This window comes from Salmonella sp. 741265073_HBA (genome assembly GCF_046569105.1).
GTDB classification, from domain to species: Bacteria; Pseudomonadota; Gammaproteobacteria; order Enterobacterales; family Enterobacteriaceae; genus Salmonella; species Salmonella enterica.
Genome location: NZ_JBKFRY010000015.1, coordinates 92,143 through 109,339 on the forward strand (window position 1 = coordinate 92,143; position 17,197 = coordinate 109,339).

At 54.0% G+C, this 17,197-nt stretch carries 16 protein-coding genes; 13 read left to right on the top strand and 3 right to left on the bottom strand.

Annotation, left to right across the window (positions count from 1 at the left end; all coding sequences use genetic code 11):
- Window positions 1–44: 44 nt before the first annotated feature.
- Entirely contained in the window at window positions 45–695 is a 651-nt protein-coding gene (gene rcsB / locus ACLD3P_RS18545) for a response regulator transcription factor RcsB (RefSeq protein WP_001061919.1), read from the bottom strand.
- Between the two features lie 16 nt (window positions 696–711).
- Window positions 712–3,381 carry a phosphotransferase RcsD gene (gene rcsD / locus ACLD3P_RS18550; RefSeq protein ID WP_000083201.1) on the bottom strand — a complete coding sequence of 890 codons (2,670 nt, stop codon included), beginning with the start codon at window positions 3,379–3,381 and terminating at the stop codon, window positions 712–714.
- A gap of 728 nt (window positions 3,382–4,109) precedes the next feature.
- Between rcsD and ACLD3P_RS18555 the strand changes: the two genes are divergently transcribed.
- The 5 genes from ACLD3P_RS18555 (at window position 4,110) to ACLD3P_RS18575 (ending at window position 9,927) form a co-directional block, all read left to right on the top strand.
- Window positions 4,110–5,246 (top strand): porin OmpC, encoded by a 1,137-nt coding sequence (locus ACLD3P_RS18555; protein WP_000865526.1) that lies wholly within the window; start codon window positions 4,110–4,112, stop codon window positions 5,244–5,246.
- A gap of 114 nt (window positions 5,247–5,360) precedes the next feature.
- Entirely contained in the window at window positions 5,361–6,413 is a 1,053-nt protein-coding gene (apbE, locus tag ACLD3P_RS18560) for an FAD:protein FMN transferase ApbE (RefSeq protein WP_000784307.1), read from the top strand.
- 80 nt (window positions 6,414–6,493) lie between these two features.
- Window positions 6,494–7,555 (top strand): bifunctional DNA-binding transcriptional regulator/O6-methylguanine-DNA methyltransferase Ada, encoded by a 1,062-nt coding sequence (gene ada, locus ACLD3P_RS18565; protein ID WP_000975970.1) that lies wholly within the window; start codon window positions 6,494–6,496, stop codon window positions 7,553–7,555.
- A 2-nt stretch (window positions 7,556–7,557) separates the two neighbouring features.
- On the top strand, window positions 7,558–8,208 hold the full coding sequence (alkB, locus tag ACLD3P_RS18570; protein ID WP_131046813.1) for a DNA oxidative demethylase AlkB: 651 nt from the start codon (window positions 7,558–7,560) through the stop codon (window positions 8,206–8,208).
- A 75-nt stretch (window positions 8,209–8,283) separates the two neighbouring features.
- Entirely contained in the window at window positions 8,284–9,927 is a 1,644-nt protein-coding gene (locus ACLD3P_RS18575; protein WP_000421589.1) for a multidrug ABC transporter permease/ATP-binding protein, read from the top strand.
- Between the two features lie 191 nt (window positions 9,928–10,118).
- On the opposite strand, the gene eco is transcribed toward ACLD3P_RS18575, so the two are convergent.
- The gene (eco, locus tag ACLD3P_RS18580; protein WP_115286772.1) at window positions 10,119–10,613 is read right to left on the bottom strand and encodes a serine protease inhibitor ecotin; all 495 of its coding nucleotides are present in this window, start codon (window positions 10,611–10,613) and stop codon (window positions 10,119–10,121) included.
- A gap of 413 nt (window positions 10,614–11,026) precedes the next feature.
- On the opposite strand from eco, the gene napF reads away from it, so the two are divergent.
- The 8 genes from napF to ACLD3P_RS18620 all read left to right on the top strand — a co-directional run.
- Window positions 11,027–11,518, top strand: a complete 492-nt coding sequence (napF, locus tag ACLD3P_RS18585; protein WP_000228069.1) for a ferredoxin-type protein NapF — start codon at window positions 11,027–11,029, stop codon at window positions 11,516–11,518.
- Window positions 11,508–11,771 (top strand): chaperone NapD, encoded by a 264-nt coding sequence (gene napD, locus ACLD3P_RS18590; protein WP_001260058.1) that lies wholly within the window; start codon window positions 11,508–11,510, stop codon window positions 11,769–11,771. The genes napF and napD overlap by 11 nt, the downstream gene beginning before the upstream one ends.
- On the top strand, window positions 11,768–14,254 hold the full coding sequence (gene napA / locus ACLD3P_RS18595; RefSeq protein WP_000778097.1) for a nitrate reductase catalytic subunit NapA: 2,487 nt from the start codon (window positions 11,768–11,770) through the stop codon (window positions 14,252–14,254). Before napD ends, napA begins: the two co-directional genes overlap by 4 nt.
- 6 nt (window positions 14,255–14,260) lie before the next feature.
- Window positions 14,261–14,956, top strand: coding sequence for a ferredoxin-type protein NapG (napG, locus tag ACLD3P_RS18600; protein WP_000091679.1), 696 nt, complete (start codon window positions 14,261–14,263; stop codon window positions 14,954–14,956).
- Window positions 14,943–15,812, top strand: a complete 870-nt coding sequence (gene napH / locus ACLD3P_RS18605; protein WP_000013533.1) for a quinol dehydrogenase ferredoxin subunit NapH — start codon at window positions 14,943–14,945, stop codon at window positions 15,810–15,812. The genes napG and napH overlap by 14 nt, the downstream gene beginning before the upstream one ends.
- A 115-nt stretch (window positions 15,813–15,927) precedes the next feature.
- Complete coding sequence (gene napB, locus ACLD3P_RS18610) at window positions 15,928–16,377, top strand: nitrate reductase cytochrome c-type subunit (RefSeq protein ID WP_000835182.1); 450 nt, start codon at window positions 15,928–15,930, stop codon at window positions 16,375–16,377.
- 9 nt (window positions 16,378–16,386) lie between these two features.
- Complete coding sequence (gene napC / locus ACLD3P_RS18615) at window positions 16,387–16,989, top strand: cytochrome c-type protein NapC (protein ID WP_024158649.1); 603 nt, start codon at window positions 16,387–16,389, stop codon at window positions 16,987–16,989.
- Between the two features lie 20 nt (window positions 16,990–17,009).
- The coding region (locus ACLD3P_RS18620; RefSeq protein WP_139152478.1) for an ATP-binding cassette domain-containing protein at window positions 17,010–17,197 on the top strand (188 nt) is incomplete at its 3' end.

A 17,197-nucleotide genomic window follows, 5' to 3' on the forward strand; every position in this document is an offset into this window, starting at 1 on the left:
CCTGATAAGCGTAGCGCCATCAGGCTGGGTAACGTAAAAGCGATTTATTCTTTGTCTGTCGGACTCAGGGTGACGGAAGAGAGATAGTTGAGCAGCGCGATATCATTCTCTACGCCCAGTTTCATCATCGCCGATTTCTTCTGGCTGCTGATGGTCTTAATGCTGCGGTTGAGCTTCTTGGCGATTTCGGTGACCAGGAAGCCCTCGGCGAACAGGCGTAATACTTCGCTCTCTTTTGGCGACAGGCGCTTGTCGCCGTAACCGCCTGCGCTGATTTTCTCCAGCAGACGAGAAACGCTTTCTGGGGTGAATTTTTTGCCTTTTTGCAGCGCGGCCAGCGCCTTAGGCAGATCGGTTGGCGCACCCTGCTTGAGTACGATCCCTTCAATATCAAGATCCAACACGGCGCTCAGGATCGCCGGATTGTTGTTCATGGTCAGAACGATAATAGACAGGCTCGGAAAATGACGCTTGATGTACTTGATCAAGGTGATCCCATCGCCGTATTTATCTCCCGGCATGGAGAGGTCAGTGATCAACACATGCGCATCTAATTTCGGCAGGTTGTTGATCAATGCTGTGGAATCTTCAAATTCGCCGACAACATTCACCCACTCGATTTGTTCAAGTGATTTGCGAATACCGAACAGTACAATCGGGTGGTCATCGGCAATAATTACGTTCATATTGTTCATGTATTGGGCTACCTTGCTACAGCAAGCTTTTGACGTAGGCGTCAATGTCGCTGATATATTTTTCTATACCTGGAGCATCTTTCTCACGAATCAGATGTTCCAGCGTTTCACATAACTGCTTGCCGGGTACCAGATTAAGCATGGCAAACACCCCTTTCAGGCGGTGGGCCGTTTGGGCCAGCGCAGCGAAATCGCTGGTTGCCGCCTCAGTATACAACCTCTTAACATCATCCGGTACTGTGTCTACAAATAGCGCATAATAGCCGCTGGCATGAAGCTCGGCATTTTCATCTCCGCCGAGCGGGGAGGCGGGAATCTCTTCCTGCGCCAGCTGCTCTTCGATAAGTTGTAGTACAGCTTCCTGCATAGCATTGCTCATATTAAAGTTGACGCGCAACTGACCCGGGCCAATTTTCCGCACGCCTGACTCATCATCGCTTAAAAGCAAGCCCGAGGCAGTAAGATTAGACGGATTATCCGTTAAAAAGAGATCATATTCTTGACTTATCTGCCTTTCATCCGGCGTGATGCAGGTGGCGCCCCAGTTTTCTAACTGACGCAGCACAATCGCGCGAACCTCGTTGGACGTCACATCGACCATCACGCTCACGTCGTCCAGCAGACGCTCTTCGACCTGAGTATGCTGATCGTGAGGAAGCATTTTGACATGAACGGTATAGCGCGTGCCCAGCGTTTCTCGCGCTTTAATGTTGAGATGACCGCCCAGTTTGCGCGCCAGTTGATTGCACAGCCAGAAGGTGAGCGGATTCGCTTTGCCGTAACGGTCGCCCTGCGTTTCATTCATATACGGGAAATGCAGATTATCAATCTCGTTTAACGTTACGCCTTCGCCCGTATCCAGAATACGGAAAGTCAGACGCTCCGCGATAGATTCATCCTGCTCGACTTCAAGCGTAATTTTCCCCATAGCGGTCGTCGTGACGGCATACTGAATCAACAGCAGCAAAATCCGGCGCAGGGCGTCGCGATCGCCCCAGCGTTCATCGTTGCCGCTAAGATGGTTATTAATCAGCAGTTGCAGCCCTTTACGTTTAATGGCGGGCAGCACTTCCGGCACGACTTCGTCAATAAGATCCTGCAGGGAGAACAGCGTTGCTTCGCTCTTCCATGCGTCATTTTCCAGCATATTCGCCAGTTGGATTTCATCGATCATACGTACCAATACATCCGCCTGATCCGCCAGTTTCAGGCTTTCCGGCGTGGTGACTGCCGCGGCGTTAACCGCCAGTTGGCGTACGGGCTCTTTAAGCGTGTTGCTGATATTTTGCATAAAGGCGGCGCGGCCCTGCTGATTCTTCTCATACAAACGCTGCGCCTGTTTAAGCTTCTTATTCACCAGCACTTCCCGGTCCTGATCGCGAATAATAAAGATCTGCGTGCGGGGAGCGATCTGGCTGCGAAACAGACGGATCTCATACAGTTCGTTATTAATTGTCGCCTGAATCACGCCCTGATGCTGTTCCGCCATGCTGGTAATATTTTGCAGGTTAAGATGCGGCAACAGATGATCGGCGATTTTATTGCTGATCACGGTGCGGTTGCCTTCCTGATCGTAGACCAGCAGACCCAGCGGCAGCAGAGAAACGATCTCTTCATTAATGGCGCGTAAGACGCGAAGCTCATTATTCGCTGCGTTGCCGGATGTCGATTCCGTCGACCGTCCCGGCTGATGACGGAACGTGGCGTAGCCAAATAACGCCAACGCCAGCAGCCCGATGTTCAGCAGTAAAGGCAGCAAAATATTTTGCAACGTATCAAGCAAAAGCGTACCGAACGGTACCTGCCAGATCAGGCGCATTCCGGTAGAGTTAAGCGCTGAGGAGATCTCAATTTTTGAACCGTTAAAGCTAATCGTGACGCTATCAGGCGCTTCCTTTTCACTGCTTCGCCCCGTCGCCTGGGTTGCGTCAGGCTCTATCCGAAAACTGTCCAGCGGCATTCCCGGCGGGATTAAATCATTAATGGGCAGATCAAACGCCACCACGGTTGCCAGATGTCCTGGCTGATTGAAGGTCGTGCGCAGCGTAAAATAGTGACCGTTTTGCCAGGCCAGTTTTCGCAATGAGGAGAAACTTTCGCGCTCATCCAGTGCATTCGCCTGCTGCAACATCTCTGCCCGGCGGGAATCGACGATATTGCCAATAGTGGACTCTTTAAAGCCGGAAGAGAGATCTTTCAACGGTAGGGTAGAGATAAGAATCAGGCTGTTATCCTGTCCGTTGAGGTAATACATTGACCACGGCACGTTTTCCGCGCCCCACAGCGTATCCAGATAAGTTGACATACGCTGCGTCATTTCCAGCGTGGCGCTGTCATGGGAACCGAAAATCAGCGCTTCAGTTTTACGTCGCGGCTTTTCAAGATAATACACATCCTGCTTCAGACGCGTTTCCTGAAGTCCTTCACCTGTCGATGGCGTAGTGGTCGCGGCGATGTTGTCATAAATTTGCCAGGTAACATACCGCCAGGTATCCACGCGTTTATGAATAGCGTGGGTGATATCGACAATTTGATAGCTTTTGTCTTTCAACCAGGCGTTGACGGCGCTCTGTACCATAACGCCCATCGTTACCAGCAGCACAATGATCAGCAATAAGAAGAAACGGGTAATGCTTCCCGGTAGAAGGGAGAATCGGGTAGAGACCGTTGTGTCAGACTGACTCATTTATGTTTACGACCTGTAAAAGCAACGCTGAAGGTGAAGGGCAGTATAAAGGGTAATGAATGAATTTCCAGACTCTTACGTCATGCCGGGCAACTTAACACGCGCTCCGTCGGCGGGACGGGAAAAGCGTACAACCTTCGCAGAACGGTACAAATATAAAGACTACTTATAAATGTTTAGCACTAAATATCAAGAAATTATTTGCTAATGTCTTACGAACGGTCGAGCAGGGGATTGTAGTGAATAACCGTGATAGTTTTAGGCAGGTAGCATAAATCAGCCGGGTGTGTCTGAAAAAGGGTAAAAAAAACCGAATGCGAAGCATCCGGTTGAAATAGGGGTAAACAGACATTCAGAAGTGAATGACGGTAATAAATAAAGTTAATGATGATAGCGGTCACTATTTTAGTTGCGAATGAAGATTCTGTTTTATCATTCAGTGCTATGAATTTCATCAATTTAACCCGTTGATTTTAAAAGTTTCGTGAATATATTTTGTCTATTTGTGCTTATTTTTACTTGATTTTTGCTTTAAAAAAGTTCCGTAAAATTCATATTTTGAAACATCTATGTAGATAACTGTAACATCTTAAAAGTTTTAGTATCATATTCGTGTTGGATTATTCTGTATTTTTGCGGAGAATGGACTTGCCGACTGGTTAATGAGGGTTAACCAGTAAGCAGTGGCATAAAAAAGCAATAAAGGCATATAACAGAGGGTTAATAACATGAAAGTTAAAGTACTGTCCCTCCTGGTACCAGCTCTGCTGGTGGCGGGCGCAGCGAATGCGGCTGAAATTTATAATAAAGACGGCAACAAATTAGACCTGTTTGGTAAAGTTGATGGCCTGCACTACTTCTCTGACGACAAAGGCAGCGACGGCGACCAGACCTACATGCGTATCGGCTTCAAAGGCGAAACGCAGGTTAACGATCAGCTGACCGGTTATGGCCAGTGGGAATATCAGATTCAGGGCAACCAGACTGAAGGCAGCAACGACTCCTGGACGCGTGTGGCGTTTGCGGGTCTGAAATTCGCTGACGCAGGTTCCTTCGATTATGGTCGTAACTACGGCGTAACCTATGATGTGACCTCCTGGACCGACGTTCTGCCGGAGTTCGGCGGCGACACCTACGGCGCTGACAATTTTATGCAGCAGCGTGGTAACGGCTATGCCACCTACCGTAACACCGACTTCTTCGGCCTGGTGGATGGTCTGGACTTCGCGTTGCAGTATCAGGGCAAAAACGGCAGCGTGAGCGGTGAAAACACCAACGGTCGCAGCCTGCTGAACCAGAACGGCGACGGTTACGGCGGATCGCTGACTTATGCAATCGGCGAAGGCTTCTCTGTCGGTGGCGCTATCACCACGTCTAAACGTACTGCCGATCAGAACAATACCGCTAACGCTCGCCTGTATGGTAACGGCGATCGCGCCACGGTTTACACCGGCGGCCTGAAATACGATGCGAACAACATCTATCTGGCAGCGCAGTATTCTCAGACCTATAACGCAACCCGTTTTGGTACCTCTAACGGTAGCAACCCGTCCACCTCTTACGGTTTTGCCAACAAAGCGCAGAACTTTGAAGTGGTTGCTCAGTACCAGTTCGACTTTGGTCTGCGTCCGTCTGTGGCTTACCTGCAGTCTAAAGGTAAGGACATCAGCAACGGCTACGGCGCCAGCTATGGCGACCAGGACATCGTAAAATACGTTGATGTCGGCGCGACTTACTACTTCAACAAAAACATGTCCACCTATGTTGATTACAAAATCAACCTGCTGGATAAAAACGACTTTACCCGCGATGCGGGCATCAACACCGACGACATCGTAGCGCTGGGTCTGGTTTACCAGTTCTAATCAGCAAAAGATGTTGCTAAAGGGCCTGCGGGCCCTTTTTTCATGCCTTATTCCGGCGTACAAATACGACGTTTTGATATACGCTTGCGTCCATTCGAATGAGGATAAACAGCGATGAAAATGACTTTTTGCCGGGCCGTGTGTCTGGCGGCGGCTTTTTTACTTATGGGCTGCGATGAGGCTCCCGAAACGACAACAGCGTCACCTGCCGCTCAGGTGCTGGAAGGTAAAACGATGGGGACCCTCTGGCGGGTGAGCGTGGTTGGTATCGATGCGAAACGCGCCGCAGAGTTACAGACTAAAATCCAGACTCAGCTTGATGCTGATGATTGGTTGCTTTCTACCTATAAAAATGACTCCGCGCTGATGCGTTTTAACCATTCACGCAGTCTTGCGCCCTGGCCGGTCAGCGAAGCCATGGCGGATATCGTGACCTCGGCGCTACGTATTGGCGCGAAGACGGATGGCGCGATGGATATCACCGTGGGCCCGCTGGTCAATCTGTGGGGGTTTGGGCCGGATCGGCAGCCGCTGCATATCCCAACACCAGCACAAATCGATGCGGCAAAAGCGAAAACAGGCCTACAACATTTGCAGGTTATCGACAGGGCTGGGCATCAGTTTTTGCAAAAAGATCTGCCGGATCTTTATGTTGATCTCTCCACGGTCGGGGAGGGCTATGCGGCGGATCATCTGGCGCGTCTGATGGAGCAGGAGGGCATTGCGCGTTATCTGGTCTCGGTGGGCGGCGCATTAAGCAGTCGCGGGATGAATGCGCAGGGGCAGCCGTGGCGCGTCGCGATTCAGAAGCCGACCGACCGGGAAAACGCGGTGCAGGCGATTGTGGATATCAACGGGCATGGCATCAGCACCTCCGGCAGCTACCGCAACTATTATGAGCTGGATGGCAAGCGTGTCTCGCACGTTATCGATCCGCAAACGGGGCGCCCCATTGAACACAACCTGGTATCGGTTACGGTCATCGCGCCAACGGCGCTGGAAGCGGACGGCTGGGACACCGGCCTGATGGTGCTTGGTACGCAAAAGGCGCAAGAGGTCGTGCGGCGGGAAGGGCTGGCGGTCTTTATGATCATGAAAGAAGGTGAAGGCTTTAAAACCTGGATGTCGCCGCAGTTCAAAACGTTCCTGGTGAGCGATAAGAATTAAAACGCAAGATTACGGGTTTTTGTGGGCGGATTTACGGACACACTGCATGTAAGCAAGCACTATGCTTAATGAAGGAGTCTATGATGAAAAAAGCGTTACTTACCGATGATGAATGCTGGCTGCGCGTGCAGGCGCGCGATGCCAGCGCGGATGGGCGTTTCGTTTTTGCGGTGCGAACTACCGGCGTTTTTTGCCGCCCTTCTTGTCGCTCGAAGCGGGCATTACGTAAAAATGTTCGCTTTTTTGCCAACGCGCAGCAGGCGCTGGACGCCGGTTTTCGCCCCTGCAAGCGCTGTCAGCCGGATAATGCGCGCGCGCAGCAACGGCGGTTGGATAAGATTGCCTGTGCCTGCCGTTTACTTGAGCAGGAGACGCCGGTAACGCTGGCGTCTCTGGCGCAGGCGGTGGCGATGAGTCCGTTTCATCTGCACCGTCTGTTTAAAGCGAGCACCGGAATGACGCCGAAAGGGTGGCAGCAGGCGTGGCGCGCCCGGCGGCTGCGTGAGGCGTTGGCGAAAGGAGAGCCGATCACGGCGGCTATTTACCGCGCCGGCTTCCCGGATAGCAGTAGCTACTACCGTCATGCCGACCAGACGCTGGGCATGACGGCAAAACAGTTTCGCAAAGGCGGCGATAATGTCTCCGTTCGCTATGCGCTGACGGACTGGGTTTACGGACGGTGCCTGGTGGCGGAGAGCGAGCGGGGGATTTGCGCGATTCTCCCCGGTGATAGCGACGACGCGCTACTGGCTGAATTACACACCCTTTTCCCGGCGGCCCGCCACGAACCTGCTGACGCGCCTTTTCAGCAACGGGTGCGGCAGGTTGTCGCGGCTATCAACACACGCGATGTGCTGCTCTCGTTGCCGCTGGATATCCAGGGAACCGCGTTTCAACAGCAGGTCTGGCAGGCGTTATGCGCGATTCCCTGCGGCGAAACCGTAAGCTATCAACAGCTTGCCGCGACTATCGGCAAACCCACGGCAGTACGCGCGGTCGCCAGCGCGTGCGGCGCGAATAAACTGGCGATGGTGATCCCGTGTCATCGGGTCGTGCGTCGTGATGGCGCGCTCTCCGGTTATCGTTGGGGCGTGCGTCGAAAAGCGCAGCTATTAAAGCGAGAAGCGCAAAAAGAGGAGTAGCAATGCTGGATCTATTTGCTGATGAAGCGCCCTGGCAAGAGCCCCTGGCGCCTGGCGCGGTGGTGTTGCGCCGCTTTGCGTTTCGCGCGGCGCAGTCGCTATTAGACGATATCGGGTTTGTCGCCAGTCAGTCTCCGTTTCGTCAGATGGTGACGCCGGGCGGCTACACCATGTCGGTGGCGATGACCAACTGCGGCGCGTTAGGGTGGACCACCGATCGTCACGGTTATTGTTATGCCGTGCGCGATCCGTTGATCGATAAACCCTGGCCTGCGCTGCCGTTATCGTTTGCCAGCGTATGTCGTCAGGCGGCAATCGCGGCAGGGTATGCGAGCTTCCAACCGGACGCCTGCCTGATCAATCGCTACGCGCCCGGCGCAAAACTGTCGCTGCATCAGGATAAAGACGAGCCGGATCTGCGCGCGCCTATCGTCTCAGTTTCGTTGGGGGTGCCGGCGATTTTTCAGTTTGGCGGCCTGCGTCGCAGCGATCCGCTCCAGCGGATCTTACTGGAGCATGGCGATATCGTGGTCTGGGGCGGCGAGTCCCGGCTGTTTTATCATGGTATCCAGCCGCTTAAAGCGGGCTTTCATCCCATGACCGGTGAATTTCGTTACAATCTCACCTTCCGTCAGGTGGCTGAAAAAGAATAAAAATAAGAATTATTATTGCTGTGCAGGTGGAGTTAGTTAAACTGCGGGCTGTTATTATCGGTCCGGGTTGTATGCATGGAACTTCTTATTCTTGTCTGGCGGCAGTACCGCTGGCCATTTATTAGCGTGATGGCGCTGAGCCTCGCCAGCGCGGCGCTGGGGATTGGCCTGATCGCGTTTATCAATCAGCGCCTGATTGAAACGGTGGACACCACCGTCATGGTGCTGCCGGAATTTCTCGGTCTGCTCCTGTTGCTAATGGTCGTCACATTAGGTTCCCAACTGGCGCTCACCACTCTGGGACACCATTTCGTTTACCGCCTGCGCAGCGAATTTATCAAGCGCATTCTGGATACGCACGTTGAACGCATTGAGCAACTGGGCAGCGCCTCTTTACTGGCCGGTCTGACCAGCGATATTCGCAATATTACTATCGCCTTTGTGCGTCTGCCTGAGCTGGTGCAGGGCATTATCCTCACCGTCGGCTCGGCGGCGTATCTGGCGATGCTATCGACAAAAATGCTGCTGGTTACGGCTATCTGGATGGCGGTCACTATCTGGGGCGGATTTGTGCTGGTGGCGCGGGTTTACCAGCATATGGCGACCCTGCGCGAGACCGAAGATAAGCTGTACAACGACTATCAGACGGTGCTGGAAGGACGCAAAGAGCTGACGCTAAACCGCGAGCGTGCGGAGCAGATTTTTCAGCAATGCTATACCCCGGACGCCAAAGAGTACCGTCATCACATTATCCGTGCCGATACTTTTCACCTGAGCGCCGTCAACTGGTCGAATATCATGATGCTGGGGGCGATAGGCCTGGTCTTCTGGATGGCGAATAGTCTCGGCTGGGCGGATACCAACGTCGCGGCGACCTATTCACTGACGTTGCTGTTCCTGCGCACGCCGCTGCTGTCTGCGGTGGGGGCGTTGCCAACGCTACTGACCGCCCAGGTGGCGTTTAATAAACTGAATAAATTCGCGCTCGCCCCGTATAAGCCTGATTTTCCGCAGCCGAAAGCCTTTCCCGACTGGAAGACGCTGGAGCTGCGCAACGTGGTTTTCCACTATCAGGATAACGCGTTTTCCGTGGGGCCCATCAACCTGACGATTCACCGCGGCGAACTGCTGTTTTTAATTGGCGGCAACGGTAGCGGGAAATCGACGCTGGCCATGTTATTGACCGGTTTATACCAGCCGCAATCGGGAACGATTTTACTTGATGGTCAACCTATTGCCGCCGGGCAGCCGGAAGATTATCGCAAACTGTTTTCTGCGGTGTTCACCGATGTGTGGTTATTCGACCGCCTGCTGGGGCCGCAGGGGAAACCCGCCAATCCTGCGCTGGTCGAAAAGTGGCTTGAGCACCTGAAAATGACGCACAAGCTGGAGCTAAACGATGGGCGCATCTTGAATCTTAAACTGTCGAAAGGGCAAAAAAAGCGCATTGCGCTACTGCTGGCGCTGGCGGAAGAGCGCGATATTATTTTGCTGGATGAGTGGGCCGCCGATCAGGACCCGCATTTCCGCCGGGAATTTTATCAGGTACTGTTGCCGTTGATGCAGGAAATGGGCAAAACCATTTTCGCCATCAGCCATGATGATCACTATTTTATTCACGCCGATCGTCTGCTTGAAATGCGTAACGGACAGCTAACCGAACTCACCGGCGACGAACGTGACGCCGCCTCGCGTGATGCGGTTGCGCGTACTGCGTAATGGACTATGGCGCCGGATGAACCACCTGATGGCAGCCCTACGTCCGCACGTGGGTAGGCCTGATAAGATGCTACGCGTCGCCACCAGGCATCGGGCGAGCGGGTGTCCAGACGTGTTTTAAAAAGAACCCCGGAGCGCTGCGTGAGCCGGCGTGTTCAGATGCCCGGTAAGTGTGACCGGGCAGCGTAACATTATCGCGTGACGGCGTTCTGTACGTTAGCGTCCGCTTTCCAGATGCGGTATTTCACGTCCACATTCGCCGGGGTATACACCACGATCGGCAGCTTGCTGTTGTAGCGCAGCATCCCGTCTTCACCCAGCCAGGCGGTGACGAATTTTTGCTCTTTCTTACCTTCAGGGCAGGCCATCATGGTTGATACCGGAGAGGTGACGTTATCAAAGACATAATAGTCATAGCCCCAGCCTTCCAGCGTTTTTGTTTCCAGCGTGCCGCCGAGGCGATGCTGGTTACAATCCACCTTCAGCGTTTGACCAATCAACAGTTCCACTTTTAGGGTTGATTCATCCTGCTGAGGGGTAAGGGTTATCACTTGCCGCTTCATTCCTTTTTCCGCCTGCGGATAGGGGGCGATTTTCTCCAGCGGCTGGGCGGTATCGCTATTGTTAGCCCAGGCAGAGGCGCTGGCGAGGGCGGCGAAGACGACGGCAGGGACAAACATCTTCATTTGATTGTTCACAGTATTTCCTTTCTGCTGTTTTCGGTATGCACGGGCAACAGATTAACACATTCATATTATCTATTAATCTGTATTTACTCATATTTTCAAGATTATTAATAAAATAGCGTCTTTTTATATAGTGGAATATTCCGATATTGATAATGTAAATGAAATTATCAACTATTAGTGATTTTCGTTATATAAGCATCTATATAACTCATTGAAATGTGAGAAAAAGCACGTTTACGTGTCTTTACCTGGCACTCTTTTGATCCGGCAACAGCATTTACCTCTATCGGGGTATGCATCTCTTACACATCCTGAAATATCTTATTTACAAAAACAACTACTCATAAATTGTACGGTTTTTATTGGTATTCACTCCCTATGGAAGCGTGTCGTTATGGAAGGGCGATATCATGGTTGATTTATCCCGTCGAAGCATGTTGACCGGCAGTTGGCGCAACGCCAGCAATGGGATTCTTCCGCCGTGGGCCAGAGAAACAACCTATTTTCTCGCACATTGTCTGCGTTGCGACGCCTGCATCCAGGCGTGTGAGGCCGACATCCTGCAGCGAGGGGCGGGGGGATATCCGAGCGTAGATTTCAAACGGGGCGAGTGCAGCTTTTGTTATGCCTGTGCGCAGGCCTGTACTGAATCGCTTTTTCTTCCGCGCCACACCAGGGCCTGGGATCTGATTTTTACACTCACGGAAAACTGCCTCGCCAGGCAATCGGTTGAATGCCATCGCTGCCAGGACAGTTGTGAACCTATGGCCATTACCTTTCGTCCCACGCTATCCGGCATTTACCAGCCGCAGCTTGACTCGCAGGCCTGTAACGGATGCGGGGCGTGTGTGGCTATCTGTCCCGTGTCAGCCATCAAAGCGGAGAACCACCATGCGCACTAACTGGCAGGTCTGTAGCCTGGTCGTGCAGGCCAAAAGTCAGAACATCGCCGCCATTGGCACACAGTTGAACACGTTGCCGGGTTGCGAAGTCGCGTTAAGCGACGTTGAAAGCGGGCAACTGATCGTGGTGGCGGAAGCAGATCAGAGTGAAACGCTGATGCAAACAATTGAGTCAGTACGCAATGTCGAGGGCGTACTGGCGGTGTCGCTGGTTTATCACCAGCAGGATGAGCAAGGTGAGGAAACACCATGAAACTCAGTCGTCGTAGCTTTATGAAAGCTAACGCCGTTGCGGCCGCTGCGGCGGCTGCCGGTCTGAGCGTGCCGGGCGTCGCCCGCGCCGTTGTCGGGCAGCAGGAAGCCATCAAATGGGATAAAGCGCCGTGCCGTTTTTGCGGAACGGGGTGCGGTGTGTTAGTGGGAACGCAGCAGGGCCGTGTGGTCGCCTGCCAGGGCGACCCCGACGCGCCGGTCAACCGTGGTCTGAACTGCATTAAAGGCTACTTCCTGCCCAAAATCATGTACGGTAAAGATCGTCTGACGCAGCCGATGCTGCGCATGAAAGACGGCAGCTATCACAAAGACGGCGAGTTTACGCCGGTGAGCTGGGAACAGGCCTTCGATGTGATGGAGGAGAAGTTTAAAACCTCCCTGAAAGAGAAAGGACCAGAAGCGATCGGCATGTTTGGGTCGGGTCAATGGACCATCTGGGAAGGCTATGCCGCCGCGAAACTGTTCAAGGCTGGTTTCCGCTCTAACAACATCGACCCGAACGCGCGTCACTGCATGGCCTCGGCGGTGGTGGGCTTTATGCGCACCTTTGGCATGGATGAACCGATGGGCTGCTACGACGATATCGAGCAGGCCGATGCGTTTGTGCTGTGGGGTTCCAACATGGCGGAGATGCACCCGATTTTATGGTCGCGCATCACTAACCGCCGTTTGTCCGACCCGAATGTGAAAGTCGCTGTCCTCTCCACCTTCCAGCACCGTAGCTTTGAGCTGGCGGACAACGGTATTGTCTTTACCCCGCAAAGCGATCTGGTGATCCTTAACTATATCGCGAATTACATTATTCAGAACAACGCGGTAAATCAGGATTTCTTCACAAAGCATGTGAACCTGCGTAAAGGGGCGACGGATATCGGCTACGGCTTACGCCCGACGCACCCGCTGGAAAAAGCGGCGAAGAATCCGGGCTCCGATGCTTCCGAGCCGATGAGCTTCGACGAGTATAAAGCCTTCGTGGCGGAATATACGCTGGACAAGACCGCTGAAATGACCGGCGTGCCGAAAGATCAGCTGGAACAGTTGGCGCAGCTCTACGCCGATCCGAATAAGCGCGTGATCTCTTACTGGACGATGGGTTTTAACCAGCATACCCGCGGCGTGTGGGCGAATAACCTGGTTTACAACCTCCATCTGCTGACCGGAAAAATCTCCCAGCCTGGCTGCGGTCCTTTCTCGCTGACCGGCCAGCCTTCCGCCTGCGGTACGGCGCGTGAAGTGGGAACCTTCTCACACCGTCTGCCCGCAGACATGGTCGTGACGAACGAAAAACACCGCGATATCTGCGAAAAACACTGGCAGATCCCTGCTGGCACTATCCCGGCAAAAGTGGGTTTACATGCGGTGGCGCAGGATCGCGCGTTGAAAGACGGCAAGCTGAACGTCTACTGGGTAATGTGTAATAACAATATGCAGGCCGGTCCGAACATCAATGAAGATCGGATGCCGGGCTGGCGCGATCCGCGTAACTTTATCATTGTCTCCGATCCTTACCCGACGGTGAGCGCGCTGTCTGCGGATCTGATCCTGCCGACCGCCATGTGGGTTGAGAAAGAAGGCGCTTACGGCAACGCCGAACGCCGCACGCAGTTCTGGCGTCAGCAAATTAAAGCGCCGGGCGAAGCTAAATCCGACCTCTGGCAACTGGTGCAGTTCTCCCGTCGTTTTAAAACTGAGGAGGTCTGGCCGGAGGCGTTGCTGGCCCAGAAGCCGGAGCTGCGCGGTAAAACGCTGTATGACGTTCTGTTCGCCACGCCTGCGGTCAGCAAATTCCCGCTGAGCGAGCTGAAAGAGGATCAGTTAAACGATGAGTCTCGTGAGCTGGGCTTCTATCTGCAAAAAGGGTTGTTTGAAGAATACGCCTGGTTTGGACGTGGCCACGGTCACGATCTGGCGCCGTTCGACGATTACCACAACGCGCGCGGTCTGCGCTGGCCGGTCGTCGAAGGCAAAGAGACGCAATGGCGTTACAGCGAAGGCAACGACCCGTATGTAAAAGCGGGGGAAGGGTACAAATTCTACGGTAAACCGGATGGCAAAGCGGTGATCTTCGCGCTGCCATTTGAACCCGCGGCGGAGTCGCCGGACAACGAGTACGATCTGTGGCTTTCCACCGGTCGCGTGCTGGAACACTGGCATACCGGCAGTATGACGCGCCGCGTGCCTGAATTGCATCGCGCCTTCCCGGAAGCAGTGGTCTTTATTCACCCGCTGGATGCGAAAGCGCGCGATCTGCGTCGTGGGGATAAGGTTAAAGTGTCGTCCCGCCGCGGCGAAGTGATTTCGATTGTCGAAACGCGTGGACGTAACCGTCCGCCGCAGGGACTGGTGTATATGCCGTTCTTCGATGCCGCTCAGCTAGTGAACAACCTGACGCTGGATGCGACGGACCCGCTCTCTAAAGAGACGGACTTCAAGAAGTGCGCCGTTAAGCTGGCGAAGGTGTAACGCGTTATGTCCCGTACAGCGAAACCCCAAAATGGCCGCCGCCGCTTCCTGCGTGATGTTGTGCGCACTGCGGGCGGGCTGGCGGCGGTTGGCGTGGCGCTGGGCTTGCAACAGCAAACCGCGCGCGCAACGGGCGTGCGGCTGCGTCCGCCTGGCGCGCTGAATGAAAATGTCTTCGCCAGCGCCTGTGTGCGCTGCGGGCAGTGCGTTCAGGCGTGTCCATACGACACGCTAAAACTGGCGACGCTGGCCTCCGGGCTATCGGCAGGTACGCCCTATTTCGTCGCTCGCGACATCCCCTGCGAAATGTGTGAAGACATTCCGTGCGCCAAAGTCTGCCCCAGCGGGGCGCTGAATAAAGATATCGCCTCCATTGATGACTCGCGCATGGGGCTGGCGGTGCTGCTGGATCAGGAAAACTGCCTCAACTTTCAGGGGCTGCGCTGCGACGTTTGTTACCGCGAATGCCCGAAAATCGATGAGGCCATCACGCTGGAGCTGGATCGCAACATGCGCACCGGCAAACATGCGCGCTTTCTGCCCACCGTACACAGCGACGCCTGTACCGGCTGCGGCAAATGCGAAAAAGTCTGCGTACTGGAGCAACCAGCGATAAAAGTGTTGCCGTTGTCATTGGCGAAAGGGGAGTTAGGACACCATTACCGCTTCGGCTGGCTGGAGGGGAAAGATGGCAAATCGTAAACGCGACGCCGGGCGAGAAGCGCGGGCGAAAAAAGGCTGGTGGCGTAGCCACCGCTGGCTGGTGTTACGGCGTATCAGCCAGTTTATGGTGCTGGGGATGTTTCTCAGCGGCCCGTGGCTGGGCTTTTGGGTTTTGCATGGCAACTACAGCAGTAGTTTGCTGTTCGATACCCTCCCGTTGACCGATCCGCTGATTACCCTGGAAAGTCTCGCCAGTGGACATCTTCCCGCTACCGTGGCGCTGACGGGAGCAGTGATTATCGCTGTGCTGTATGCGCTGGCGGGAAAGCGATTATTTTGCAGTTGGGTTTGCCCGCTAAACCCCGTTACCGATTTGGCTAACTGGATGCGCAGGAAATTTGACCTGAACCAGTCTGCGACGATTCCACGCCATATACGGTACGTCCTTCTGGTGGTGGTGTTAATCGGTTCGGCGTTGACCGGCACGCTGCTGTGGGAATGGATTAATCCCGTGTCGCTGTTAGGCCGTAGTCTGGTTATGGGATTTAGTAGCGGCGCGTTGCTGATTATTGCTTTGTTTTTATTTGATTTATTAGTCGTTGAGCACGGTTGGTGCGGGCATATTTGCCCGATGGGCGCGCTGTATGGCGTGTTGGGCAGTAAAGGCGTAGTGACCGTGACGGCCAAAAAACGTGAGAAATGTAATCGCTGTATGGATTGTTTTCATGTTTGCCCGGAACCGCATGTGCTACGTGCGCCGGTGCTGGATGAGCAAAGCCCGGCACAGGTCACTCACCGCGACTGCATGACCTGCGGTCGCTGCGTGGATGTCTGTTCTGAGGATGTTTTTACAATAACGATACGCAACATCATTCGGGATGCATCGCGGCGGTAAGCGAGGAAATCCCCAGGAGCATAGATAACGATGTGACTGGGATTTTCGAGCGCAGCCAACAAAGAGGCAGCTCGAAGGATGAAGTGTAAATGCGATGGAGTTCGGGAGCGAAACAATGAAAAGCCATGACCTGATGAAAGCGCTGTGTCAATGGATGGCCACGCTTGCCCTGGTGGTAAGTGGTGCGGTTTGGGCGGCAAACGGAGTGGATCTGAGCCAGTCGCCGGAAGTATCCGGGACGCAGGAAGGGGCGATTCGTATGCCGAAAGAGCAGGAACGTATGCCGCTAAATTACGTCAACCAGCCGCCGATGATCCCGCACAGCGTCGAGGGCTACCAGGTGACGACCAATACCAACCGCTGTCTGCAATGCCACGGCGTGGAAAGTTATCGTACGACGGGCGCGCCGCGTATCAGCCCGACGCACTTTATGGACAGCGACGGTAAAGTGTCGGGCAACGTCGCGCCGCGTCGTTATTTCTGCCTGCAGTGCCACGTACCGCAGTCTGATACCGCGCCGATTATCGACAATACCTTTACCCCCTCGCAAGGTTACGGGAAATAAGAGGTCATTATGGAAAATTCTAACCGTAAACCTGGCTGGATAAAGCGCGTCTGGCGATGGTGGCGCAGCCCCAGCCGCCTGGCGCTGGGGACGCTGCTGTTAATCGGTTTTATCGGCGGCATCATCTTCTGGGGCGGCTTCAATACCGGAATGGAAAAGGCTAACACCGAAGAGTTTTGTATTAGCTGCCATGAAATGCGCAACACGGTGTATGAGGAGTATATGGAAACCGTCCACTACAACAACCGTAGCGGCGTTCGTGCCACCTGTCCTGACTGCCATGTGCCGCATGAGTGGGGGCCGAAGATGATCCGTAAGATCAAGGCCAGTAAAGAGCTGTACGCGAAGGTATTTGGGCTGATAGATACACCGCAGAAATTTGAAGCTCATCGCCTGACAATGGCACAAAATGAGTGGCGGCGCATGAAAGACAACAACTCGCAGGAATGCCGTAACTGCCACAATTTCGACTTTATGGATCTGACCGCGCAAAAAGGCGTCGCGGCGAAAATGCACGATCAGGCGGTCAAAGACGGACAGACCTGTATCGATTGCCACAAAGGGATCGCGCATAAACTGCCGGATATGCGTGATGTTAAACTAGGTTTCTGACAGGACGTTGATGAGTGGGAATGCTTGAAGCCAGAGATCTGTACTGCGAGCGGGACGAGAGGACGCTGTTCAGTGGGCTGTCGTTCACCGTGGACGCCGGGGAGTGGGTGCAGGTCACCGGCGGCAACGGCGCGGGAAAAACCACCCTGCTGCGCCTGCTGACCGGGCTGGCGCGCCCGGACGGCGGGGAGGTGTACTGGCAGGGCGA

Coding starts and splice junctions, on each gene's coding strand:
- rcsB (WP_001061919.1), bottom strand. CDS start 695: ATGAACAATATGAACGTAATTATTGCCGATGACCACCCGATTGTACTG.
- rcsD (WP_000083201.1), bottom strand. CDS start 3,381: ATGAGTCAGTCTGACACAACGGTCTCTACCCGATTCTCCCTTCTACCG.
- ACLD3P_RS18555 (WP_000865526.1), top strand. CDS start 4,110: ATGAAAGTTAAAGTACTGTCCCTCCTGGTACCAGCTCTGCTGGTGGCG.
- apbE (WP_000784307.1), top strand. CDS start 5,361: ATGAAAATGACTTTTTGCCGGGCCGTGTGTCTGGCGGCGGCTTTTTTA.
- ada (WP_000975970.1), top strand. CDS start 6,494: ATGATGAAAAAAGCGTTACTTACCGATGATGAATGCTGGCTGCGCGTG.
- alkB (WP_131046813.1), top strand. CDS start 7,558: ATGCTGGATCTATTTGCTGATGAAGCGCCCTGGCAAGAGCCCCTGGCG.
- ACLD3P_RS18575 (WP_000421589.1), top strand. CDS start 8,284: ATGGAACTTCTTATTCTTGTCTGGCGGCAGTACCGCTGGCCATTTATT.
- eco (WP_115286772.1), bottom strand. CDS start 10,613: ATGAAGATGTTTGTCCCTGCCGTCGTCTTCGCCGCCCTCGCCAGCGCC.
- napF (WP_000228069.1), top strand. CDS start 11,027: ATGGTTGATTTATCCCGTCGAAGCATGTTGACCGGCAGTTGGCGCAAC.
- napD (WP_001260058.1), top strand. CDS start 11,508: ATGCGCACTAACTGGCAGGTCTGTAGCCTGGTCGTGCAGGCCAAAAGT.
- napA (WP_000778097.1), top strand. CDS start 11,768: ATGAAACTCAGTCGTCGTAGCTTTATGAAAGCTAACGCCGTTGCGGCC.
- napG (WP_000091679.1), top strand. CDS start 14,261: ATGTCCCGTACAGCGAAACCCCAAAATGGCCGCCGCCGCTTCCTGCGT.
- napH (WP_000013533.1), top strand. CDS start 14,943: ATGGCAAATCGTAAACGCGACGCCGGGCGAGAAGCGCGGGCGAAAAAA.
- napB (WP_000835182.1), top strand. CDS start 15,928: ATGAAAAGCCATGACCTGATGAAAGCGCTGTGTCAATGGATGGCCACG.
- napC (WP_024158649.1), top strand. CDS start 16,387: ATGGAAAATTCTAACCGTAAACCTGGCTGGATAAAGCGCGTCTGGCGA.